The following is a 23,493-nucleotide window of genomic DNA, read 5'->3' as shown; positions in this document are numbered from 1 at the left end:
GAAAATTATAATTTCAATTCTTTCATGATAGCCTCAATTTTTGCATCGGCTTTTTGTTCAGCCTTATCAAAATCTTCCCGTGATTTCAGTTCACCTTTCACTTCAAAATAGAATTTAATTTTGGGTTCTGTTCCCGAAGGACGGACCGAAATTTTTGTGCCGCCTTTGGTGAAAAACTGAAGTACATTTGAAGTAATTTTCTGGTTGATTTTCCTCTCATCTCCCGTCAGCAGGTTTTTTGCCACCAGGGTAGAGTAATCTTTTACCAATTCCATTGGTGAGCCAGCCAGTTCCTTAGGCGGCTGTGCCCTGAAATCGTCCATTATCTGCCTGATTTCGTCGGCGCCCGATTTTCCTTTGCGCACAATGTATTTCATCTTCTCTTTGGAATAACCATATTCAAGGTAAATGTCCTGCAGCAGTTCGTACAACGTTTTGCCCTGATCGATGGCCCAGGCAGTAATTTCGGCCATTAGCGCACAGGATGACACGGCATCTTTGTCGCGGACAAAATCAGCAGGCAAAAAGCCAAAACTTTCCTCGCCACCGCCGATATATTTTTTCTTCCCTTCGTATTCGCGCATCACCTCGGCAATAAACTTAAAGCCGGTATATACATCAAAATACTGCACGTTATTTCTCCGGGCTATTTCGGCAATCATTTCGGTAGAAACTATTGTTTTCACAATATATTCATTGCCTTTCATTGCTCCGGCTTCTTTCATTTTAGTGATGATATAATAAATGAACAGAAGCGCAGTTTGGTTGCCGTTTACAATGATGTATTTTCCTTTATCATTTTTCACAGCCACACCAATCCTGTCGGCATCCGGGTCGGTGGCCATTACCACATCGGCATTTACTTCAGCTGCTTTCTTGAGTGCCATTTCCATGGCGGCTTCTTCTTCAGGATTGGGTGAAACCACGGTGGGAAAATCGCCGCTTACCACATCCTGTTCAGGAATATGGATTATATTGGTGAAACCAAACTTTTTAAGTGCGGCCGGAACCAGTTTTACTGCTGTTCCGTGAATTGGCGTAAAAACAATTTTTATGTCGTGGTGCCTTTTAACTACATCCGGTGAAATGGATACTGTTTTTACCTTTTCCAGGAATTTCCGGTCCATCTCCTCGCCCATGATTTCAATCAGCTCATCGGGGCCCTCGAACTTAATATCATCCGGTTTTATTTTGGCCACTTCGTTCACAATATTCACATCGTGCGGGGCAACAATTTGTGAGCCGTCGTCCCAGTATGCTTTGTAACCATTGTATTCTTTCGGATTGTGCGATGCGGTGAGAATAATCCCGCTTTGGCAGCCCAATTCACGAATAGCAAAAGAGAGCTCAGGTGTGGGGCGCAAATCATCGAACAGAAAAGCTTTGATTCCGTTGGCGGCAAAAATTTTTGCGCTGGTTTCGGCAAAAAAGCGGCTGTTATTGCGGCAGTCGTGCCCAATAGCCACCTTAATTTGCGGCAAATCAGCAAAGTTCTTTTTAAGATAGTTTGAAAGACCTTGTGTGGCAGCGCCAACTGTGTATTTATTCATTCGGTTGGTGCCTACGCCCATGATACCACGCAGTCCACCTGTACCAAACTCGAGGTGTTTATAAAAAGAGTCGATCAATTCACTTGTATCTTCGTTATCGAGCATTCGCCGGACTTCTTTCCGGGTATCCTCGTCGTAGGTTCCTGAAAGCCATTCGCCGGCGGTTTCCTTAACCTGTTTGAGTAATTCTTTATTATCCATTATTCTGTTTTTTGAAGTTTTTCAATACACTTTTTCAAACTATCTTTCCAGTAAGGAATTTCAAGATTAAATGTACTTTTTATTTTCGATTTATTCAACACACTGTAATGCGGTCGTTTAGCCGTTGTGAGAAATTCATCGGACAGCACCGGCAACACGTTACAGTTCAATCCTGAAAATTCGAATACAGCTTTGGCAAAATCGAACCAGCTGGCCACTCCTTCATTTGAGAAATGATAAACCCCCGGCTCAAATTTTTCAGGTTCTTTTTCATACACCGATGCGACAGAAAGCACCGTTTTTGCCAAATCGGCTGCATAAGTTGGCGTTCCCACCTGATCGAAAACCACTTTCAGCAAATCGCGTTCTGTTCCGAGGCGCAACATGGTTTTTACAAAATTATTTCCGTAGGTTGAATACAACCACGAGGTACGGATTATTACAGCCTTTGATTCAGATGACAAAATAAAGTTCTCTCCGGCCAATTTTGTTTTTCCGTAAACAGTTTCCGGTTGAACCGGATCTGTTTCGTTGTAGGGAATAAATGATTTGCCATTGAAAACATAATCGGTGGAGATGTGGATAAATCCGGAATTGTGAAGCCGGGTATATTTTGCCAGCAACGCGGGGGCAGTGGTATTTACTTTTTGGGCCGCCTCCATTTCGGTTTCAGCTTTATCAACAGCTGTGTAGGCAGCACAGTTTACAACCATTTCAGGCTTTTCTCTTTCAAAAAACCGGCTGACCTGATTTTCGTCGGCAATATCGAGCGTATCCACATCAGTAAAAATAAACCGGAAGTCCGGATAATTTTCTGAAAGGTCTTTTATTTCATTCCCCAGTTGTCCGTATGCGCCGGTTACAAGTATCTTCATTTTTCAAAAATAAAATTCATTTCCGCATTGGACAGCATTGGAGCAGCCGCATCTTTTTCCGAAATAATTGGGTCGGCACCTTCCAGGTTCCAGTTAATTTTCAACATGGAATCATTGGGATTGATGGATCTTTCGGCTTCGCGATCGTAAATATTGTCGCATTTATAGGAAAAAACTGCGGTTTCGCTAAGCACCGAAAAACCGTGTGCAAAGCCCCTTGGGACCAGCATCTGTTTTTTGTTTTGTTCACTGAGCTCAACCCCCAACCACTGGCCAAATGTTGGCGAGCCCTTGCGTAAATCAACTGCCACATCGAAAACGCGGCCCTGTACTACGCGCACCAGTTTTGCCTGCGCCCAGGGAGCCAGCTGGTAATGCAATCCGCGCACCACACCCCGCACCGATTTCGATTCGTTATCCTGAATAAAATTTGTATTGATTCCGGCTTCTTTATACCGTTCTTCCTGATAGGTTTCAAAAAAATAACCTCGCTCATCTTCAAAAACGCGGGGTTCAATTACAAGTAAGCCCGGAAGCGATGTTTCAGTAATTTTCATAGATTGTTAAAATGACAAAATTTGTTTTTCGGCCAGCCGCAGCAAGTATTCTCCGTATTGATTTTTGCTTAATGGCTGTGCCAGTTCCAGCAATTGCTCCTTGTTTATGAAACCTTTTTTGTATGCAATTTCCTCGATGCACGACACTTTTAACCCCTGCCGCTGTTCAATGGTGGCAATAAAGTTGGATGCCTGCAACAAACTATCGTGCGTGCCGGTATCGAGCCAGGCAAAACCCCGGCCCAGCAATTTTACATTCAGTTTATTTTCTTCGAGGTAGATACGGTTCAAATCGGTAATTTCCAGTTCGCCGCGTGCCGAAGGTTTGAGGCTTTTGGCTTTCTGAACCACATCGTTGGAGTAGAAATATAAACCCGTAACCGCGTAACTCGATTTGGGTTGTTTGGGTTTCTCTTCAATGGAGATTACTTTCCCGTTTTGGTCAAAATCAACCACACCATATCTTTCCGGATCATTCACGTAATAACCAAATACAGTAGCACCGTCTTCAAGACGGGCAGCATCTTCGAGAATTGAACGGAAATTATAGCCGTAAAAAATATTGTCGCCCAGAATCATGCACACGTTATCGTCGCCAATAAATTCTTCTCCCAGAATAAAAGCCTGTGCCAGCCCGTCGGGTGAGGGTTGAATTTTGTATGAAATTTCCAACCCAAGCTGCTTTCCGTTCCCCAGCAAATTTTCATAAAGGCTGATATCCGAGGGCGTTGAAATAATCAAAATCTCGCGGATTCCTGCCAGCATTAAAACGGACAGCGGGTAATAAATCATCGGTTTGTCGTAAACCGGGATAATCTGTTTCGAAATGGATTGCGTAATTGGATAAAGCCTTGTTCCGGCACCTCCAGCAAGTATAATTCCTTTCATCTTGTATTATTTGGTTAATTTGAAAAACGGATGTCAAAATTAATAAAATAAAACCGCATGCACGAAATGGTTTGAAAGAAAAACCAATTTTAACAATTTACCTGGAACCGCGAATGTTACAGAATTGTCAATCAGCTTAAATAAAATACTGAAAACCTTTGATATAAGTGAATTAAGTTATATTTTTGCGCGCGAATTACAAACAAAATAATGTCTAACTTATTAATTTATTAAGAATTACATGACTGAAAAGAAAAATGAAAATGTTGAACAGGAAGCTAAGAAAGTAGCTGATACACCTGCTCAGGAAGAAAAAAAGGCTTCTGAAAAAGTGGAAGAAAAATCCACTGAGAAACAAGAAGACCTTCAAGCAGAAGAAACTGCCCAAACACCCAAAGAAGAAACTGCCGAAGCTAAGGCTGAAGAAACTGAAAAAGAAACAGCCCCCGCCGAAGAAAAAGCTGAAAAAGAGGAAGAACCTGCAAAAGAAGAAAAAGCAGAAGAAACTCCAAAAGCTGAAGAAACTAAAGAAGAAACCAAAGCTGAACCTGTTGAAGCAAAGGTGGAAGAAACATCGAAAGAACCGGAAGAATTCGACTGGGACAGCCTCGAAAGTGGAATTGAATCGTATTCCGACAAAGAAAAAGAAGAACTTGAAAAACTTTACGACGATACATTAAATACTGTTTCGGAAAAAGAAGTTCTCGAAGGCACGGTTATTTCCATGAGCAAACGCGAGGTAGTTGTTGACATCGGCTACAAATCGGACGGCATTGTGAGCCTGAACGAATTCAGGTACAACCCCGATTTGAAAGTGGGCGACAAAGTAGATGTTTACATCGAAAGCCTCGAGGACAAAAAAGGCCAGATGATCCTTTCGCACAAAAAAGCCCGTGCAACCCGTTCATGGGAACGCGTAAACGAATCGCTCGAAAAAGACGAAATCATCAAAGGTTACATCAAGTGCCGCACAAAAGGTGGTATGATTGTCGATGTATTCGGCATCGAAGCCTTCCTGCCCGGTTCACAAATTGATGTGAAACCTATCCGCGACTACGATGTATTTGTGGGTAAAACAATGGAATTCAAAGTGGTGAAAATCAACCACGAATACCGCAACGTTGTTGTTTCGCACAAAGCGCTTATTGAAGCCGAACTCGAACAGCAGAAGAAAGAAATTATTGCCAAACTCGAAAAAGGCCAGGTACTCGAAGGAACCGTTAAAAACATCACGTCATACGGTGTATTTATGGACCTTGGCGGCGTTGACGGTCTGATTCACATCACCGACCTCTCGTGGGGACGCATTTCTCACCCGAGCGAAATTGTGGAACTCGATCAGAAGCTGAACGTGGTTATCCTCGATTTCGACGACGACAAAAAACGCATCGCACTTGGTCTGAAACAGTTGACCCCACATCCATGGGATAAACTGGACGAAGAACTGAAAGTAGGCGATAAAGTAAAAGGAAAAGTTGTTGTACTGGCCGACTACGGTGCATTTGTAGAAATTGCGCCGGGAGTAGAAGGTCTGATTCACGTTTCAGAAATGTCGTGGAGCCAGCACCTGCGCAGCGCACAAGACTTCCTGAAAGTGGGTGACGAAGTGGAAGCTGTTATTCTGACCCTCGACCGCGAGGAGCGGAAAATGTCGCTCGGCATGAAACAGCTGAAAGAAGACCCATGGGGAAAAATTGAAGAAAACTACGGCGTTGGCACAAAACACAAAGCCATTGTCCGCAACTTCACCAACTTTGGTGTGTTTGTTGAAATTACCGAAGGTGTTGACGGCCTGATTCACATTTCGGACCTTAGCTGGACGAAAAAAATCAAGCATCCGTCAGAATTCACTTCAGTAGGTGAAGAAATTGAAGTGGTTGTGCTGGACATCGACGCTGAAAACCGCAGGCTGAGCCTCGGCCACAAACAGCTGGAAGAAAATCCGTGGGAAGTGTTTGAAACCATTTTTACCACTGATTCAATCCACGAAGGAACTGTTGTTGACCTGATGGATAAAGGTGCCGTAGTTGCACTGCCATACGGAGTAGAAGGATTTGCCACACCGCGTCACCTGGTTAAAGAAGACGGTACCCAAGCAAAACAAGACGAAAAACTGGATTTTAAAGTCATTGAATTCAACAAATCGGCAAAACGAATTATCGTTTCGCATTCAAGAGTATTTGAAGATGTAAAACGTGCTGAAGACTCAGCAAAACGCAAAACACAGTCGCGCTCAAATAAAAAAGCAATGAAGAGCATGAGCGACAACATCGAAAAAACCACTCTTGGCGATATCTCCGATTTGGCTGCTCTGAAGTCACAGATGGAAAAAGATGAAAGTAAAAAAAGCAAGGAAGACAAAGAGAGCAAAGAATCCAAGGACAAAAAGGACCAAAACGATAAATAATATGGTTTTGGTTAATTTTTATTAGCCGGAATTTCGTAAATTGTACTATGTCATTAGAAATTCAAAAGAATAAAGATTATACCCTGGTTAAAGTTCAAACCGAAAGGCTGGATACCAACACTGCTCCCGATTTAAAATCGGAACTGGTTGTTCTCAACAACAATGGACATGTTAACATCATTCTCGATATTAGTCAATGTAAATACTGCGACTCGTCGGGCCTGCGGGCCATTTTGGTAGGCAACCGTTTATCTGAAGATGCAATAGGAACATTTGTTTTAACGGGGTTACAACCCGATGTGGAGAACCTAATCAGAATTTCGATGCTTCATACGGTTTTGCTCATTACAAAAACTGTTGAAGAAGCAGAAGAGTTACTGAAAAAAAAGAAGGAGATGTAGCATAACATTATGCCCTTTGAATTAACCATATTAGGGAGTAGTTCTGCAACACCAACTTCTGAAAGATACCCAACCGCCCAGGTGCTGAATGCACTTGGGCGGTTTTTTTTGATCGATTGCGGCGAGGGAACCCAAATTCAAATCAGGCGGCAAAAAATTGGGTTCAGTAAAATTCAGCACATCTTTATTTCGCACTTGCATGGCGATCATTTCTACGGACTAATCGGCATGATTTCAACATTCAACCTGCTGGGGCTGAAAAAAGACATTCATATTTATTCCCCCTCGCAGCTGAAAGACATCATCCAGCCCCAACTCGAATTTCTGAAAGCAGGCCTTCAGTTTAATATAGTTTTTCACCCGCTGAATTTTAAAAAGCCGCAAGTTATTTATTCAGATAAAAAGGTGGAAGTCACCTCATTTCCGCTCAAACACAGCATTAACACTTGTGGTTTTCTTTTTAAAGAACACCCCAAAGAAGCCAATATTAAAAAGGAATATGTAAAAAAGTACAACATCCCGATTCCTGAAATCATAAAAATTAAGAGAGGTGCCGGTTTCCAAACTTCGGAAGGCGAATTTATTCCTCACGAAGAGCTGACCACTCCTCCACCCCGGCCACGATCGTACGCTTTTTGTTCCGATACCGCTTTTCATCCGCCGGTTGCGGAAATTATAAAAGATGTGGATTTATTGTACCACGAAGCCACATTTACCGAAGAACTGAAGGAATGGGCTCAAAACACTTATCACTCAACCGCCCGTGAAGCCGCCGAAATTGCGAAAATGGCCAACGCACGCCAACTCATTCTCGGCCATTTTTCAGCGCGTTATAAAAATGTTTCGCCATTTCTAAAAGAAGCCCGGGCGGTATTTCCAAACACCGTGGCTGCGGAGGATGGGAGTAGGTATGAAGTGGGAGAATAGAATAGGTAATGACATTTTAAAACTAAAAAGCACGGATTACAAATCCACGCCAGCGAGTGGAACGGCATGGTCTGCTTTAGAAAGGACTATTTATTACAAACAGATATATTGATATCTTCAATTTTATAGAGACTTTCTAAGATTCTCTTATTTCTTCTATTTATCAAATCTATTGTATGAGTTGTGTATTTCTTGTACTCACAAACTGTTTGAGGCAATGGTGGTCGAGTAAAATTATCAAATGGTATAGAAAAATTAATTTGCTCTTCGTCGTCTATAAAATCCTGCAGCATAAAGAAATCAACGTATCCAGTGAAATCAACAAACAAATCAAAAAAATCATTGTATCTCAAAAGTGCATCATAAAGTGGACTTTTTTCTTCATTATAAAAGCGTCTAATGCATTCCAAAGTCAAATCAAACCTGTCACAAATCAATCTGCTTATTCCTCTGGCTTGATTTACGGTAAAACCATTCTTATTATGAGCAGGAAATATTATATGACCTCCAATGGTACGAACTTTATATTTTAGTTCTTCTCGCTCCATGTCAGACAAGCATCCATCGAATTTACCCTTATATTTTCCATCAAAATGCGGACACATTCTATCACTTGATAAATTATCACCTAAGTTGTTTTTTATGAGCAGTCTACCATATTTGTTGCTGGTAATTTCTACGTCATAAATTTTTCCACACGGTAACACTTTATTCCATAATAATGTATGTGCGTAATACAACTTGTGGCTGTCTGTATCGGGGTCGCCACATTTACTGTCTTGTCTAAAATCAAAATTGATATCAATTTTATTCATGATTACAATTCTTCGGTAGAAAACTTGCTACCCCGCTAGTGCGGATTTGTCCCATGGGGATGCCTTCGGCGTAATCCGTGCTTTCATTTCCATGGCACAAATTGCGCGAATGCATCCCTTCGGGACAAATTTGCGCCAACAAGTATATATTCAGATTTATGCTTTTTAATATTCTTTCTTGCGTTATTTCCCAATGCGTATTCATCGTTTTTGGTTTAATTCGGTGTTTAAAACTACCAATCTTTTGTTAAAAAAACAATAACTCCAAAGGAACCGTTCTCTCCGAAAAGAACGGTTCTATCGTGCCACTCCATTAAAATATCAAAATCAGCAGTTCTGAATCCTCCGGCCTCCTTTAAAAATCAATCATTGTATTTCAAAATAATGATCCTATTCAAAGGAGGACGCGCTCCGATGCTGCTCCCCGTCCCCCTTTGGTTGCAAGTTTGGATTTGGAAAACGCCAGATGGATACCAAAGGGGGATTTAGGGGGATTAAATACTCACACCTCAAAAATTCTTTCTAAAATTCAATAAATGCCCGCGCATGGTCCTCATTTTTTTGACTAAACACCAATGCAAATTCAGAACTCATCAGACTCCTCAGCTTCAAAAAAATTCTTATGAAAATTCACCAGATATAATTTTTCTACCGGGCGGGTAAAAGCGGTGTACAACCATCGGTAATAGTCGTTGTTCAGCATGTCTTCCACCAGGTAACCGTGGTCAATAAAAACTGTTTTCCATTGGCCACCCTGCGCCTTGTGGCAGGTTAACGCGTAGGCATACTTCACCTGCAACGCGTTGAAATATGGATTTTCACGAACTTTTTCCCAGCGGTTTCGCTTGTTTTTTATATCCTGGTAATCTTCAGACACCTTCTCGAAAAGCTGCCGGTTTTGGTCTGAAGAAAAAGAAGCGGTTTCAATTGACAAGGTATCGAGAATAATTTTGCAGTCGATTTCCACATTTTCGTAATCCACAAAACGAAGACAAACATTGGCAAACCGGAAATCATACAACTCTTCGTATCCGTAAATGGTTTGAATTTCGGCAATGTCGCCATTGGCAATAAAATCGAGGCCGTCATCTTCGGTAACCCAATGGTAATTGTTTTTTACTACCATTAATAGATCGCCCCGCTCAATTTCATTTTCTTTATACAGAATAGAACCCCGGATTCCCTTGTTAAACAAATTGGCCCGTTTGTTTGATCGGGTTACCACAGTAGTATCAAATAGCCCGTTTTTTTCATATTCGGTGGTTATGCTTTCAATTAAATCTCCGCCTGATATCCGTTCAACATCGGGAAAAGCCTCTATATCAAATTGAATAAACCCCTTGGTTTTTTCATCTTCAATATTTGTCCTGATCTGCGTAGCACACGAAAGAATTCCTGAATCGGCTGCCTGGCGCACCACTTCTCTCAAGACGTACTCCTGCACACCAAATCCGAAGTACTGCAATGTTGCAGCTTCGAGCGCGGGGCTTATGTCGAGCCCCACCGGCGGGAGCTGCGCCGTGTCGCCCGAAAGCACCAGCCGGCAGTTTTCGCCCGAATACACGTACTCTAACAAATCATCGAGTAAGCGGCCACTTCCGAACACAGAGCGCACGTTGCTTTCGTTTGAAATCATGGAGGCTTCATCAACAATAAAATACGTGTTTTTATACAGATTTTTGTCAAGCACAAATTTCCCCATTCCATCAGAGGACGATTGCTGACGGTATATTTGTTTATGAATGGTAAAAGCGGGCATTCCGGTGTACCCGGCCATAACTTTTGCTGCCCTTCCGGTGGGTGCCATGAGAATTGTCCTAATCTTTACCGATTTTAGCGTTTGCGTGAGCGTGTTTATCATGGTTGTTTTTCCAGTACCGGCAAAACCTTTTATCAACAATATTTCGTCTTGCTCTTCTGACGCTATAAAAGCGGCCAAACCTTCGATTAATTCTGACTGGCACCGAGTTGGAGCAAAGGATAAATTTTTATGGAGTAAATGTTTTAAATGTTTTTTGATCATAGCTGCTAAAATAACAATCAGCAAAGGAAGGTAATTTATTTTTTTTTATAAATTTGCATGCGATCGACATCAAACTTATTAAAATTATAAAAATGAGAACCGTAATTCAGATTTTACTATTTATTGTTGCAATTGTACTAACCTACTTTATTTATAAAGGTGTACAGGATCCAATCGATTTTGATAAAACAAAAGAAGCCCGTTACGATGCAACCATCGAAAGACTGAAAGAAATCAGGAAAGCCGAGCTGGCATTTAAAAATGTACACGGACGTTTTACCGGGAGTTGGGATACACTCATCAATTTTGTAAAGTACGATTCAGTAAAAAATGTACGCAAAGTAGGTGAATTAACTGACAGCATGATAGAAGAAGGCCTGACAGAAAAAAAGGCAGTTGACCTGGGTTTATTAATCCGCGATACAATTAAAGAGAGCGTTCTCGAATCAGAATTTGGAGGTTCTTTCAATGCCGATAATCTTAAACTAATTCCAGTGCCTGATACAACCGCTGAATTCATGCTGGGGTCAAATGTAATAACAACCGGCTCCGGAATTAAGGTTCCCGTTTTTGAGGCTAAAGCGCACAATAATATTGTTTTAAGAGGGCTTGAAAGGCAATATGTTATCAACCTGAACGAAACAAGTAGATTAAATGGAAAATATCCGGGATTAAAAGTTGGCTCGCTTACCGAAACCAATAATAATGCCGGTAACTGGGAATAAGTCGATGCACGATTTGATAACAGATCAATCATTTGAACCAAAAAATATAAGTGAATATAAATTATCCATCCAGGTCAGCCTGGATGGATTTTCTTTTTTTGTTACCCATAAAACCGAACGCAGGTTACTTGCACTAAAAAGCACCCGGGTAACCATTAGCTCCGAAAAGTTTCTTGCACGCCGGTTTGCTGAATGGGCAAACTCCGAAGAAATTCTGAGCAAACCCTTTTCGTCAGTTACAATTTGTTTTATTACACCAAAATTTACATTGGTTCCCAATGAGCTTTACGAGAAGAACAAAGCAAGTTCCCTTGTAAATCTTTTGTTCGATGCGCAGGTAAAAAGCCAGATTATTGCCAACGCTATCGACGAACTTAGTACCACACTCTTATTTTCAATTCCGGTTGAACTGAAAAATGAATTTGACAAGGTTTTCAATAGCTACACGCTTATCCATACCGGAAAAGTATTGGCACAACAATCGCTGCAATTAATCGGCCCCCAAGAAACGGGTTTAACACTGTTCTTCAGCCCGGATAATTTTTCACTTTTCCTTCATAAAGAGGGCACTTTAATTTTGACCAATAGCTTTACCTACAGCCACCCGAACGATGTTTTATACTATTCACTCACAGCGCTCAAACAATACAAAATCGCCCCAAAGCAATGCAAAGTTCTGATTTCAGGGCAAATAGAAAAAGAAAGCGATTATATTACCCTACTGAAAAATTATTTCGGGCAAACCTATTTTTTACTACCCGATTTTGAATCCACCCCCGAACCATTAAACGAACCACTTCATCAGTTCATTTCACTTTTGTAAAATGCGAATAGTAGGCGGAAAGTACAAGGGAAGAGTTTTCAGTCCGAATAAAAAGTTCGGAGCACGGCCAACCACTGATTTGGCCAAAGAAGCTTTGTTCAACATACTGGCAAATCGTTACAATTTTGAAGGAATGCATGTGCTCGACTTATTCTCAGGGACAGGTAGCATTGGCTATGAATTTATCAGCAGGGGAGCAAGCGAAGTCACATTTATTGAACTCGACTTTAATCATGTTCGCCTCATTAAAAATGTAACAACAAAACTGGAAATTACCAATGCCCGGATTATTCGAAGTGATGTATTCCGTTTTCTAAAAAAGTGTCCCTCAAAATTCGACATTATTTTTGCCGACCCACCTTTTGAGCTGAAACAATTAAATGATATTCCCCAGGCCGTATTTAAGGCTGATATTTTAAAAAATGATGGTTTATTCATCCTAGAACATCCGGGGAAATATGATTTTTCAAAGCATCCGAACTTTACTGAAATACGGAAGTACGGAAAAGTAAATTTCAGTTTTTTCACCCCCACTTCAAAACAGTAACCTGTCTGTCAAAACGTCAACACTACAGAACTCAAAACCCTTATCCTCACTCCATTAAAGACAATTTGTCCTCCCCAAATAAAATAAATGAATTGGACTGTATTTTGTATTTGGCTTAAAAAAATCAAGGCTAAAAATGGAATATAAAGATTACTATAAAACGCTCGGGGTTTCGAAAAACGCCACTCAGGATGAAATAAAAAAAGCCTATCGCAAGCTGGCCATAAAATACCATCCTGACAAAACTAAAGGCGATAAAAAATCGGAAGAGCGCTTCAAAGAAATTGGTGAAGCCTACGAAGTGTTAAAAGACCCTGAAAAACGAAAAAAATACGACCAGCTCGGTGCCAACTGGAAACAGTATGAAAATGCCGGTTACGGTGGCGGCGGATTTAATTCTTCACAGTTTGGTGGAGGGCCTGCCGGCGGCAGAAATTATCACTTTGAAGGTGATTTGGGAGATATTTTTGGAGAGGCCGGTGGCGGTTTCTCCGATTTCTTCAATGCATTTTTCGGTGGTGGAGGAAGCAGTCGGTCAGGATTTGCAGGCCGGCAACGCCCGCGCAGAGGTCAGGATTTGCAGGCTGAAATGGAAATCAGCCTGTATGAAGCCTACCACGGAACTTCCAGAATTCTCAATGTGGACGGCAAAAAACTACGCGTAAACATTAAGTCCGGTAGTTACAACGGACTTGAACTGCGAATAAAAGGGAAAGGCGCACCGGGAAGCGGTGGCGGCCCCAGTGGCGACATCTACATCAAAATCAGGGTTCGGCCCGATAATCAGTACAAAATTGACGGTAACAACCTGATTCTAAAAACGGATGTGGATTTATATACCGCTGTTCTGGGCGGCAAAAAAGAGATTCAAACATTTGCCGGCAAACTCAATGTACCCATCCCCAAAGGCTCCCAGAGCGGCAGCAAACTGCGGTTAAAAGGAAAGGGGATGCCGGTTTACAATCAGCCCGGAAGCTACGGCGATTTATATGTACAACTAAATATTGTTATCCCGAAAAACCTGAGCCGCGAAGAAGAAAAACTGTTTAGAAAATTACAGGAGTTAAGAAATAATCACGTTTTCAGTCACAACTAAAATTGGAGAAGTTATGTTGGCAAAATATTACGAATACAATTACACCGACCCGATAATTGAGCTATTCCTCAACAGGATGAATGACCTCAATTACAGATATTATGCAAGCGAATTGCTGGATCGGTTAATGCATTCCGATGATTTTGATTTTAATGCTTCAATTCGGAAAGCCATTGCAATTTTGCGCCTGACAGGAGTTCCTGTACAGCAACATTTCTCTTGCATTTACCGTTCGGCGGCACGAGGCATGCAACGCGACTGGAAACTTTCGGAACTGGCCTGCAGCTTGGTTATAATCAGTGCCGAACCTGAAAATCAGGAAATAGAAAAAATACAACAGGCTTTAATGGGTTATCTGGGAATCTGATGTGAAAAATTTATACTGACAAAAAATTTCCTGATAAAAAAAAAGAGGCTAGTCCTCAAATTGACTGCCTCTAAAAATAATTTGCCTGTTTAATTCTAATCCGTTTTACGCTTAATACTGCAACCAACCGGATTCGTTTCAGCAATGGCAACTTCTTTCCCCTGCCCGAGGCTCTTGAGCGCATTCTGAAGATAAGCCTGCTTCACCTCGTCGGCATTTTTGTAGTTGTCGTCAATGGCCCCTTTGTAAGCCAGTTTCATGTTTTTGTCGAAAAGAAAAACATGGGGAGTGGTTTGCCCGCCAAAAGCGTTGGCAATTTTACTTTCTTCGTCAACTACATAGTAAAAATTGTAGTCATTTTCGCTGGCCTGCTTTTTCATGGCCTCAAAAGAATCCGCTCCGCCGCGATTCTGGTAGTTCGAATTCAGGACAATCATACCCACATCATTATTATCAGCCCATTCTTTTATATCATTATAGCGGCCTTGCCACTGCTTAACAAATGGGCATGAGGTGCACGAAAACATCACCAGCAAGCCGTTTTCTTTAGCTACATCGGCCAGTGAAACCCGTTCACCAGACACATCGAGCATTTTCACATCGGTCAAGGTGGCTGAACTTCCGATACCAATATTTCCGCTACCTGCAAATACCGGTACAACAGCCAGAATCATTATAAATACAATTAGTCTTTTCATAATTCATTGATTTTAATACAACAATAAAACACTTCTATCTCTTTTTTAACGCAGCTGTTACTAAGAATGTTCAAAGTGCTATATTTGTAATTCAAAAAATAAGAAAAAAACAAACAAATGGATATCAGCTCCTTAAGAAATGAGTACAAACACTCGGCGCTAAGTATGCATTCGGTTCATAAAAATCCGGTACAACAATTTGAAAGCTGGCTTGATGATGCAATTGATTCTGAAATTCAGGAACCGACAGCCATGGCAGTTTCAACAGTGGGCAAAAGTGGTTTTCCGCAATCGCGAATTGTTTTATTGAAATACCTTGATAATAACGGCTTTGTATTTTTCACCAATTTCGAAAGCCAGAAAGGGAAAGCCCTCGGAGCCAATCCTGCAACCGGACTTTTATTTTTCTGGCCCGAACTGGAACGCCAGGTGCGCGTTGAAGGTATTGCCGAAAAAACAAGCCGCGATTTTGCTGAAAAATATTTCCGGTCGAGGCCGGTAAGCAGCCAGATTGGTGCATGGGCTTCGGAGCAAAGCCAAACAATTCCCTCGCGCAGTTACCTCGAAGACCGCTTCTCTGAATTTAGCCTGAAATATAAAAACCAAACACCTCCCCTGCCCGATTTCTGGGGAGGTTACCGGGTAAAACCAATCAAAATTGAATTTTGGCAGGGGCGCGAAAGTCGCTTACACGACCGGATTTTGTACGAAAAAATTGAAAATGACTGGAAAATTCAACGGCTCGCGCCTTAAAGTGAAAATGAGAGGCTAACCAAAGTCGAGCTTAAATTTTTGTTTGAGCAGCTGGAGATTCGGATTCTTCTTCAGCATTTCACCATATTTTTCCGCATCAGTATAAATAATTTTTTCTTTTTCGGCATGAGAAATTTTTGTTACCAGCTGAATCCTCGAATTTTTCAATTCTTTGCGTAACCATGAAACCAACTCTGGCTTTACGCTGTTAATCAAATCTTCCTGGACAGAATTGTCGATATCCAAAACCAGTTGATAGTTTTCGTTTAGTTCGGGAGTTTTTGAAAGCGTGGACTGCAAGTTGGGTCTGTCGTGCAGTCGCTCTACAAAACTATCCCATTTCAACTTCATTTGCTCTTTGGAAAAATCTTCAGTTTCGTCTGCCCTGCTATACATTTCATGTTGTTCCTTTGCCGAAATTTTTTCATCATCGCTAAATTTTCCGGCAAGGGCATCTTTAATCGACGGCCCGCTGATATCGCTTGAAAGTCGCCTGATTTTCTTTTTAACAGGAGGTAACTTTTCAGTTACAGTCCGGTTGGATCTGTTTTTTTCGGGGGTTGAAGCAGGTTGTTGCTGCGAAAAAATGGACTCGAGGATATCCTCATTTTCATCGCCGTCAGCTATTTTTTTTTTAAGGTGAGTTGCGCCATCCTTATTAATGCCAGTTCAACCAGCAATCGTCTGTTCTGGCTGGGTTTGTATTGCATGTCGCATTCGTTGCTGATTTCAAGCGCTTTCAGTAAGAAATCGTTTTCGCACGAGGTTGCCTGTACTTTGTAACGCTCCTTTATTTCACCACCAACTTCGAGCAACTTAACCGTTGCGGTGTCTTTACACACCATTAAATTACGCAGGTGATTGCTGAGACCATTTATAAAGTGGTGTCCGTCGAAACCATGATTCAAAATTTCATCAAAAATCATAAGCGTTTCAGGCACTTCATTTTTCTGAAAATGGTCAACCATCCTGAAATAGTAATCGTAATCGAGCACGTTCAGGTTGGTAATTACATCCTGATACGAAATTTCTTTCCCTGAAAAACTGACAATCTGGTCGAAGATTGAAAGTGCATCGCGCATGGCACCATCAGCTTTCTGGGCGATAATATTCAGCGCCTCTTTATCGGCAACTGCTCCTTCGCTTTTCGCTACATATTCCAGGTGAGTGGCAATATCCGAAATGTTAATCCGATTAAAATCAAAAATCTGGCAGCGCGATAAAATGGTAGGAATAATTTTATGTTTCTCGGTTGTAGCCAGAATAAAAATGGCATGTTTGGGCGGCTCTTCAAGCGTTTTCAAAAAAGCATTAAATGCCTGAGATGAAAGCATGTGCACCTCATCGATAATATATACGCTGTATTTCCCCACCTGCGGCGGTATGCGCACCTGATCGATGAGCTGGCGGATATCTTCCACCGAATTGTTGGAAGCCGCATCCAACTCGTGAATGTTAAACGAGCGGTTGGTGTTAAAGGCTTTGCACGAATCACATTCATTACAAGCCTCAATATCATCCGACAGGTTGGAGCAGTTGATGGTTTTCGCAAAAATACGTGCGCAGGTAGTTTTACCCACTCCCCTTGGCCCGCAAAACAGATAGGCATGCGCCAGCTGGTTGTTTTTTATGGCATTTTTCAGGGTAGTTGTAATCGACGATTGTGCCACCACCGTATCGAACGATTCCGGCCTGTATTTTCGTGCTGAAACAATAAAATTCTCCATTTACTCCGTGTCTTTTATCGAATTTCAAAGATAATTAAATCTCGCTTTTTACAGGCTAAAACTTATCAACACTATATCAATTTATTTTTAGTGACTATCTATGTATTGTATCTACAATTAATGGCATTTTATTGATTTCCCGCAGATTTCGCAGATAATCGCTGATTTTTTATAAATTTCTGCGAAAATCAGCGCAATCTGCGGGCGATATATTTTTTTGATATATGAACCTGTTTTTATTCTAATTTTTTTAAGACGGTTTTTCTGAAACTTTTACGTTATTTGATGAAAGAAAATTTATATGAAAAAAATTCAAACTGTATTGTTATTTTTACTGATTGGCATATTTTCAGCTGCTGGTCAGTACAAAACATTATACGATTTTTCTGCCCGCACCATCAATGGGGAAACACTTGATTTTTCAACCCTGAAAGGCAAAAAAGTGCTGCTCGTAAACACGGCGACCGAATGTGCACTTACACCGCAATTCAAAAAGTTGCAGGAACTTTACGAGGAATACGGTGGCGACGATTTTGAGATAATCGCTTTCCCGAGCAACGATTTTGGCAGCCAGGAACCAGGCGATAACGAACATATCAAAGAATACTGCACAAAAAAATTCGGGGTGAGTTTCCAACTGATGGAAAAAATTTCGATAAAAGAAAACCCACACCCCATTTATAAATGGCTCACCAGCAGCGAAGAAAACGGCACGCTCGACGGCAAAGTCATCTGGAATTTTCAGAAATTTTTAATTGACGAAGACGGCACTGTCGTTGAATCGCTGTCGCCAATAACCGGCCCGCAAAACAGGAGGATTGTGGAATGGTTGCAGGAGTGACAAGATTGAAATGTCGTTCCGAGTACTCACCCAATTTTACTGGGAATAATGAGACGGTAACAATAAAGCTCCAAAATGCAAATCACAAATAAATTTCAATTTTCTAAACCTGAAAACACCAAAGTTCCAGAATTTATATTGTTTCGGTAGTTGGTTTTTAGTTTTTGGAACTTTTTTGATATTAGTCTGAAAATCTAAAAAAATCACTGATGCCAGGTTAATCGCATAATTTCCTGTCAGGGTGCAGTTTTGGTCATTTGATGAGTGAAAGTACAAATTTTTTTGTTTCCTGTAAAGGATTCACTTTGAATGAAGATTAGACTAAAGTGACAGCTATTTTGCAAAATTGCAATTGCTCACAGGAAAGAATAAAGACTACGAATTAATATTTTATTTTTCTGGGGTTCATTCTGTTATCAAAAAAATTCAGAAGGATAATTTTGTCACCCTGTATTTTGTAAAAAAGTGTTAATTGCTTTACTATTACAAAACCACGGATATTCCTGTTTTTGTTTTCTACGGTTCCTATTTCCGGAAATTCCTGAAGAATATCGAGAAATTCATACACTTTTTTCACGAAAGAACGGGTTACTTTCTCACCCCATTCTTCCAGCAAAAAGGCTATAATTGAGTCGAATTTTTTGTCAGCCCTTTTCGACCAAAATATAGTTAAAGCCATTTATTGTGCTTTTTTTCTACTTCACTGTGAGGAATGAGATTTTCAGGATCATTCGATTCAATTTCAGCCTTTAATAATTCGTTCCTTTCCGATTCGGAAAGTCTCGCCCACAATTTTCCTTCCGGACGGTCTTTTATTTTCACCATAATGGAATAAAACTTTGCCAAAACATTGTCATTGCCAATCGAGTCTATTAAGTGATGAAAATTCTTTTTAAGTTCTATTGTATCCATCTTTTTTGTTTCAAATATACAACTCCTGAATAAAAAAAGTAATTACCCCTTTAAAAAATTATTCTGAATTTTTCTGATTTTATCTCTGTTCGAATAAATTTCCCGGGACATACAAGATAACCAGCCGGGCTATTCATAACTTTTATTGTTTTGACAAAATAAAAGTCAACAGGAAATTCAACAAATTTTTGTAAGTATTGCAATACACAATTATTTATCATGAAATCGATTACAATAAACATAGATAATGACCGGTTGGCCGATAAAGTGATAGGTTTGTTGGAATCTTTAAAAAACGAAAAGCTGGAAATTGTCAGTAAAGATGACTTGGAAGACCTGAAACTTTTAAAAGCTACACGAGAAAAAGAATCCATTACTTTTGAAGATTATTAAGGGATAAACATTAGGATTCGAAAGTTTGCAGTAAAAGACTTGAAAAAAAAATAACTCCCAGTAAAAAACAAAAGATTCATCAAAAAATTTTAGAACTAAAAAATTCCCGAACGTTTCAAATGTGAAGAAACTCACTTATTTCGAGCCAGCATTTCGGTTGCGTGCAGGAAATTTTCGTGTTTTGTTCGACGTGGAAAACGACACCATTTATATTGGCCGGGTACTTCACCGGAAAGAAAGTTACAAAAAATGACAACTTTAAAGATCATTACGCCTGGCTTCTATTTCGGCGAAGGCCTGTTCTGCAGGGATTGATTCTTCACTTCCCGATACTGCTTCGTCATAAGCCCTTATATCTTCCAACTCTTCCAGTTTATCCAGCATTTCACGGTAATCACGGATAGGCAAAATAACACTTACTTTCCTTCCTTTTTTGTCGGTAATATATTGTTCCTTTATAACTTACATTTTTCTGTAGGTCAAAATTAAGTATTTTTTTTAGATCTGATGATGCCAGGGATAACTCAGATAAAAAGCTAATGGTTTTGTGTCTTTTTATCCTAACAGGGTTGAACGCCACTGATTCATAAGCACTTGAAATATATTTCAATACTCATAGCTTGTAAGGCAGCCCGTAAAACTCCGAAAGAAAGTAAATCAGATGTTTTGGATTTATATTGACAATGAACCCATGGAATTCCTAAAATTTGGAACCCGCCAAAACTTTTACAACGACTTTCCTCCATTTTAATCTAAATTCACTTCACCGCCTCCTTGTAAATCCGCAGTGCCCTTTCCCGTGCTTCCTTGTGCTCAACAATTGGTTCCGGGTATCGTTTCATTCCCATTTCCGGCACCCATTTCATCACGTATTTATCTTTGGGATCGAACTTTTTCTGCTGGTTTTCAGGGTTGAAAATCCGGAAATAAGGAGCAGCATCACAGCCTGAACCTGCCGCCCACTGCCAGCCGCCATTGTTGGAAGCCAGTTCGTAATCGAGCAGTTTTTCGGCAAAATAGGCTTCGCCCCAGCGCCAGTCGATGAGCAGGTGTTTGGTCAGAAAACTGGCAGTAACCATTCGCAGGCGGTTGTGCATAAACCCTGTTGCATTGAGTTGGCGCATGCCGGCATCCACCATCGGGTAGCCAGTTTCCCCTTTACACCAGCGTTCAAATTCTTCCTCGTTCTTTCGCCAGTTGATAAAATCGTATTTCGGTTTGAAAGCTTTTTCTACCACTTGCGGAAAATGCCATAAAACCGACATGTAAAATTCCCGCCAAATCAATTCATTCAGAAATACATCTGACAATTCGGCTGCTTTTTGCACCAGCCGGCGAATGCTTACTGTCCCAAATCGCAGGTGAATTCCAAGGCGGGTGGTTCCCTCCTCTTCGGCCGGGAAATCGCGGGTTTTGGCATAGTTGCGGATTACCTCTTCAGGAAAATTACGCGAAGGAATTTCAGCATCACTTTCTTCAAACCCCAGTTCCTTCAGCTTGGGAAACGATGAAGAGGAAACTTTCAACAATTTATCCAGCTCATTTTCCGATTCATACTCCGAAATGGGATGGTCTTTTAGTGTTTTTTTCCATTTTTTGCTGTAAGGAGTAAAAACGGTGTAGGGTGTTTCATCGTCTTTCTGCACTTCATTTTCTTCAAAAACAACCTGGTCTTTAAACTGCAGAAACTCAATCCCTTTATCTTTCAGAAATGTTTTTATTTTTTTATCGCGCTCCAAGGCTGCTGGTTCATAATCTCTGTTTGAGTAAACAGCCACCACATCGTGTGTTTCAACCAGTTTTTTGAATGCATCTAAAGATGTTGAATGAAAAGTTTTTAACGTACTTTCATTTTTTTCGAGTTCAGTTTTTATTTTTTTTGTTTCAGCATGAATAAACGAAACGCGGGCATCGGTTTTGGAATTTAATTTTTCAAGAATTTCCGTATCAAAAATAAAAACAGGTAAAACCGGCAAGCCTGAAGTTAACGCCTGAAAAAGGCCATGATTATCGTGTAGCCGTAAATCGCGCCGAAACCAAAACAGTACAATTTTATCTTCCATAAAACTTTCTTTTAGCAGAATTTTACCCCGAAGTAACAGCAGAAGTTGCAGCCGATGTGGTGGCAACAGAAACGGCAACTGCCTGCACAGCTTTTATGGCTTCGGCAACTTCGGCCGACACCTGGTTCTCAACCATCATTTTCTTTAACTGCAGGCGCGCTTTTTTGCGTTTCTGTTTGTCAGGAAAAATCCTTTTCATCAAGCCGGTAGTTTGGAACATCGACAGCAACATAATTTCATTTTCATCTGCTTTACCCTTAAAAATCTGGTTTTCAATTTCGCCCCGCAAATGATATACCACCTGCTTTTTTGTCAGTACCGGCTTTTTCCACCTGAAAAACAAAAAACTTTTTTCTTCCATCCGGATAATGCCTTTTCGTGTTAAATTCTTTTGCAGTTGTTTTCGTATTTTTTTCTGCGAATAACTAAATTTATTCAGCCAACGCGAAATTTTCTGTGGCTTTTTCTGCGTATTTAATTTTTCCAGTAATAAATGGTGCAGCTCATTTTCTGCTTTCCCATTTTTAACTATTATCCGCTTATTCTCAAAAACAATATTACCGTTCATGAAAAGTTCAAGCATAATTGCGCCTGGCAACACATAATTCATTGAAGTTGCCGACGTGTATATAATTCCACCCTTTTCCGGATGAACTGCCAGCACAAATAATTTCTCAGAAAGCGAAAGCGTTTTTTCCATTTTTTTAAACGTATGATTTTTTCTTACTTTAACAGACCTAAATATTTGCTTGAATTTACAAAGAATATGACAAACTTATAATGAAATGAATAAAGGATTTGCAAGCGATAATAATTCGGGTATACACCCTGCCATACTAAAAGGGATTGAGAACGCCAACCAGGGACATGTGAAAGGCTACGGTGACGATCCGTACACCCAAAAAGCCATTCAACGGTTTAAAGAAAAGTTTGGCGAAGAGACCGAGGTCTTTTTCGTTTTTAACGGAACAGGTGCCAACGTGCTGGGATTAACAACGGTAACCCAAAGTTTCAACTCGATTATTTGTGCCGAAACAGCGCATATTGAAGAAGATGAGTGCGGTGCACCGGAAAAATTTTCGGGATGTAAACTCCTGCCGGTCGAACCCGAAAACGGAAAGCTCACCCCCGAATCAGTAAAACATCACCTGAAAGGATTTGATTTTGAGCATCATTCCCAACCTAAGGTAATTTCCATATCGCAGGTAACCGAAATGGGCACGGTTTATCAGCCCGACGAAATAAAAGCACTGGCTAATTTGGCCCACAGCAATAATATGCTGCTGCACATGGACGGTGCCCGCATTGCCAATGCCGCTGTGGCGCTCGACATGGATTTTAAATCGTTTACCAAAGATTGCGGCGTGGATGTACTCTCGTTTGGCGGCACCAAAAACGGGATGATGATGGGAGAAGCGGTTCTCTTTTTTACCCCGGAGTTGACGGTTAATACAAAATATATCCGCAAACAGAGCATGCAGCTCTACTCAAAAATGCGCTTTGTTGGGGCGCAGTTTCTTGCCTATTTCGATAATGATTTATGGAAAGAAACGGCAACGCATGCCAACAAAATGGCTAAACTGCTCGAAGCCGAAGTTTCAAAAATTCCGGAAATAAAAATCACCCAACAGGTTGAAGCCAACGGTGTTTTTGCGCAGGTTCCCAAAAAAATAATTGCACCGCTGCAGGAACACTTCTTTTTCTACCCGTGGAATGAATTTAAAGGTGAAGTGCGCTGGATGACTTCGTTTGATACCACAGAAACCGAAATTTACGAGTTTGTGCAACTAATAAAAAATCTGCTACATACAAACTCCAAATAGCAATATCCAAAAAACAAACAATAACCAAAAGCCAATGAATAAAATTTCAAACCGAATACACAATTCTATGTTATGATGACT

At 40.7% G+C, this 23,493-nt stretch carries 27 protein-coding genes; 13 read left to right on the top strand and 14 right to left on the bottom strand.

From position 1 onward, the window contains the following. Positions 1–5 precede the first annotated feature (5 nt). From BUC07_RS15585 to rfbA, 4 genes are read right to left on the bottom strand one after another with little or no spacing between them, the layout of a single operon-like run. On the bottom strand, positions 6–1,751 hold the full coding sequence (locus tag BUC07_RS15585) for a phospho-sugar mutase (protein WP_073171573.1): 1,746 nt from the start codon (positions 1,749–1,751) through the stop codon (positions 6–8). Further along, the gene (rfbD, locus tag BUC07_RS15580) at positions 1,751–2,626 is read right to left on the bottom strand and encodes a dTDP-4-dehydrorhamnose reductase (protein ID WP_073171570.1); all 876 of its coding nucleotides are present in this window, start codon (positions 2,624–2,626) and stop codon (positions 1,751–1,753) included. The genes BUC07_RS15585 and rfbD overlap by 1 nt, the downstream gene beginning before the upstream one ends. Next, entirely contained in the window at positions 2,623–3,183 is a 561-nt protein-coding gene (gene rfbC, locus BUC07_RS15575; protein WP_073171558.1) for a dTDP-4-dehydrorhamnose 3,5-epimerase, read from the bottom strand. The genes rfbD and rfbC overlap by 4 nt, the downstream gene beginning before the upstream one ends. Before the next feature lie 6 nt (positions 3,184–3,189). Next, positions 3,190–4,071 carry a glucose-1-phosphate thymidylyltransferase RfbA gene (gene rfbA / locus BUC07_RS15570; RefSeq protein ID WP_073171554.1) on the bottom strand — a complete coding sequence of 294 codons (882 nt, stop codon included), beginning with the start codon at positions 4,069–4,071 and terminating at the stop codon, positions 3,190–3,192. A 241-nt stretch (positions 4,072–4,312) separates the two neighbouring features. Here rfbA and rpsA point away from each other — a divergent pair, with 241 nt between their 5' ends. From rpsA to BUC07_RS15555, 3 genes are read left to right on the top strand one after another with little or no spacing between them, the layout of a single operon-like run. Continuing rightward, entirely contained in the window at positions 4,313–6,478 is a 2,166-nt protein-coding gene (rpsA, locus tag BUC07_RS15565) for a 30S ribosomal protein S1 (protein WP_245792719.1), read from the top strand. 47 nt (positions 6,479–6,525) lie between these two features. After that, positions 6,526–6,879, top strand: a complete 354-nt coding sequence (locus tag BUC07_RS15560; RefSeq protein ID WP_073171552.1) for an STAS domain-containing protein — start codon at positions 6,526–6,528, stop codon at positions 6,877–6,879. 9 nt (positions 6,880–6,888) lie between these two features. After that, positions 6,889–7,806, top strand: a complete 918-nt coding sequence (locus BUC07_RS15555; protein ID WP_073171548.1) for a ribonuclease Z — start codon at positions 6,889–6,891, stop codon at positions 7,804–7,806. Positions 7,807–7,892: 86 nt separating this feature from the next. Here the strand turns inward: BUC07_RS15555 and BUC07_RS15550 are convergent, their stop codons facing one another. After that, positions 7,893–8,621 carry a DUF6994 family protein gene (locus tag BUC07_RS15550; RefSeq protein WP_073171546.1) on the bottom strand — a complete coding sequence of 243 codons (729 nt, stop codon included), beginning with the start codon at positions 8,619–8,621 and terminating at the stop codon, positions 7,893–7,895. Positions 8,622–9,204: 583 nt separating this feature from the next. Continuing rightward, positions 9,205–10,560 (bottom strand): ATP-dependent DNA helicase, encoded by a 1,356-nt coding sequence (locus tag BUC07_RS15540; RefSeq protein ID WP_245792718.1) that lies wholly within the window; start codon positions 10,558–10,560, stop codon positions 9,205–9,207. A 176-nt stretch (positions 10,561–10,736) separates the two neighbouring features. On the opposite strand from BUC07_RS15540, the gene BUC07_RS15535 reads away from it, so the two are divergent. From BUC07_RS15535 to BUC07_RS15515, 5 genes are all read left to right on the top strand, one after another. Then, on the top strand, positions 10,737–11,369 hold the full coding sequence (locus BUC07_RS15535) for a hypothetical protein (protein WP_073171538.1): 633 nt from the start codon (positions 10,737–10,739) through the stop codon (positions 11,367–11,369). Beyond that, positions 11,350–12,192, top strand: a complete 843-nt coding sequence (locus tag BUC07_RS15530; protein ID WP_073171535.1) for a DUF3822 family protein — start codon at positions 11,350–11,352, stop codon at positions 12,190–12,192. The genes BUC07_RS15535 and BUC07_RS15530 overlap by 20 nt, the downstream gene beginning before the upstream one ends. Position 12,193: 1 nt before the next feature. Further along, positions 12,194–12,739: a 16S rRNA (guanine(966)-N(2))-methyltransferase RsmD gene (gene rsmD / locus BUC07_RS15525; protein ID WP_073171532.1), complete on the top strand. Its 546-nt coding sequence runs from the start codon at positions 12,194–12,196 to the stop codon at positions 12,737–12,739. Between the two features lie 136 nt (positions 12,740–12,875). Beyond that, positions 12,876–13,835, top strand: a complete 960-nt coding sequence (locus BUC07_RS15520) for a DnaJ C-terminal domain-containing protein (RefSeq protein ID WP_073171529.1) — start codon at positions 12,876–12,878, stop codon at positions 13,833–13,835. Positions 13,836–13,848: 13 nt separating this feature from the next. Further along, positions 13,849–14,202 (top strand): hypothetical protein, encoded by a 354-nt coding sequence (locus tag BUC07_RS15515; protein ID WP_073171525.1) that lies wholly within the window; start codon positions 13,849–13,851, stop codon positions 14,200–14,202. 95 nt (positions 14,203–14,297) lie between these two features. On the opposite strand, the gene BUC07_RS15510 is transcribed toward BUC07_RS15515, so the two are convergent. Next, positions 14,298–14,900 carry a thioredoxin family protein gene (locus BUC07_RS15510; protein ID WP_073171522.1) on the bottom strand — a complete coding sequence of 201 codons (603 nt, stop codon included), beginning with the start codon at positions 14,898–14,900 and terminating at the stop codon, positions 14,298–14,300. A gap of 117 nt (positions 14,901–15,017) precedes the next feature. Here BUC07_RS15510 and pdxH point away from each other — a divergent pair, with 117 nt between their 5' ends. Then, positions 15,018–15,653, top strand: coding sequence for a pyridoxamine 5'-phosphate oxidase (gene pdxH, locus BUC07_RS15505; protein ID WP_073171519.1), 636 nt, complete (start codon positions 15,018–15,020; stop codon positions 15,651–15,653). A gap of 15 nt (positions 15,654–15,668) precedes the next feature. Here pdxH and BUC07_RS15500 read toward each other — a convergent pair whose 3' ends face one another. Further along, positions 15,669–16,049 carry a hypothetical protein gene (locus BUC07_RS15500; protein ID WP_073171516.1) on the bottom strand — a complete coding sequence of 127 codons (381 nt, stop codon included), beginning with the start codon at positions 16,047–16,049 and terminating at the stop codon, positions 15,669–15,671. A gap of 227 nt (positions 16,050–16,276) precedes the next feature. Further along, a complete protein-coding gene (locus BUC07_RS15495) occupies positions 16,277–17,380 on the bottom strand; it encodes a DNA polymerase III subunit gamma/tau (protein ID WP_073171513.1) in 1,104 nt (367 codons plus the stop codon). A gap of 301 nt (positions 17,381–17,681) precedes the next feature. Here BUC07_RS15495 and BUC07_RS15490 point away from each other — a divergent pair, with 301 nt between their 5' ends. Continuing rightward, on the top strand, positions 17,682–18,221 hold the full coding sequence (locus BUC07_RS15490) for a glutathione peroxidase (protein ID WP_073171508.1): 540 nt from the start codon (positions 17,682–17,684) through the stop codon (positions 18,219–18,221). 382 nt (positions 18,222–18,603) lie between these two features. Here the strand turns inward: BUC07_RS15490 and BUC07_RS15485 are convergent, their stop codons facing one another. Then, positions 18,604–18,900 carry a type II toxin-antitoxin system RelE/ParE family toxin gene (locus BUC07_RS15485; protein ID WP_073171505.1) on the bottom strand — a complete coding sequence of 99 codons (297 nt, stop codon included), beginning with the start codon at positions 18,898–18,900 and terminating at the stop codon, positions 18,604–18,606. Then, complete coding sequence (locus BUC07_RS15480) at positions 18,891–19,133, bottom strand: hypothetical protein (protein ID WP_073171502.1); 243 nt, start codon at positions 19,131–19,133, stop codon at positions 18,891–18,893. Before BUC07_RS15480 ends, BUC07_RS15485 begins: the two co-directional genes overlap by 10 nt. Before the next feature lie 219 nt (positions 19,134–19,352). Between BUC07_RS15480 and BUC07_RS20965 the strand changes: the two genes are divergently transcribed. Then, positions 19,353–19,526, top strand: coding sequence for a hypothetical protein (locus BUC07_RS20965; protein ID WP_175552545.1), 174 nt, complete (start codon positions 19,353–19,355; stop codon positions 19,524–19,526). A gap of 121 nt (positions 19,527–19,647) precedes the next feature. Beyond that, a complete protein-coding gene (locus BUC07_RS21145) occupies positions 19,648–19,779 on the top strand; it encodes a type II toxin-antitoxin system RelE family toxin (protein ID WP_217652714.1) in 132 nt (43 codons plus the stop codon). 5 nt (positions 19,780–19,784) lie between these two features. Here the strand turns inward: BUC07_RS21145 and BUC07_RS15470 are convergent, their stop codons facing one another. The 3 genes from BUC07_RS15470 to BUC07_RS15460 all read right to left on the bottom strand — a co-directional run bounded on the left by BUC07_RS15470 (position 19,785) and on the right by BUC07_RS15460 (position 22,289). Beyond that, positions 19,785–19,985 (bottom strand): hypothetical protein, encoded by a 201-nt coding sequence (locus BUC07_RS15470; protein ID WP_073171499.1) that lies wholly within the window; start codon positions 19,983–19,985, stop codon positions 19,785–19,787. Between the two features lie 299 nt (positions 19,986–20,284). Beyond that, positions 20,285–21,589, bottom strand: coding sequence for a cryptochrome/photolyase family protein (locus tag BUC07_RS15465; RefSeq protein WP_073171496.1), 1,305 nt, complete (start codon positions 21,587–21,589; stop codon positions 20,285–20,287). A 22-nt stretch (positions 21,590–21,611) separates the two neighbouring features. Further along, positions 21,612–22,289 (bottom strand): GOLPH3/VPS74 family protein, encoded by a 678-nt coding sequence (locus BUC07_RS15460; protein WP_073171493.1) that lies wholly within the window; start codon positions 22,287–22,289, stop codon positions 21,612–21,614. A gap of 85 nt (positions 22,290–22,374) precedes the next feature. On the opposite strand from BUC07_RS15460, the gene BUC07_RS15455 reads away from it, so the two are divergent. Further along, complete coding sequence (locus tag BUC07_RS15455; RefSeq protein WP_073171491.1) at positions 22,375–23,412, top strand: threonine aldolase family protein; 1,038 nt, start codon at positions 22,375–22,377, stop codon at positions 23,410–23,412. Positions 23,413–23,493 lie beyond the last annotated feature (81 nt).

The organism is Tangfeifania diversioriginum, from assembly GCF_900141875.1.
Taxonomy (GTDB): domain Bacteria; phylum Bacteroidota; class Bacteroidia; order Bacteroidales; family Prolixibacteraceae; genus Tangfeifania; species Tangfeifania diversioriginum.
This window is presented reverse-complemented; position numbering and strand designations above follow the sequence as displayed.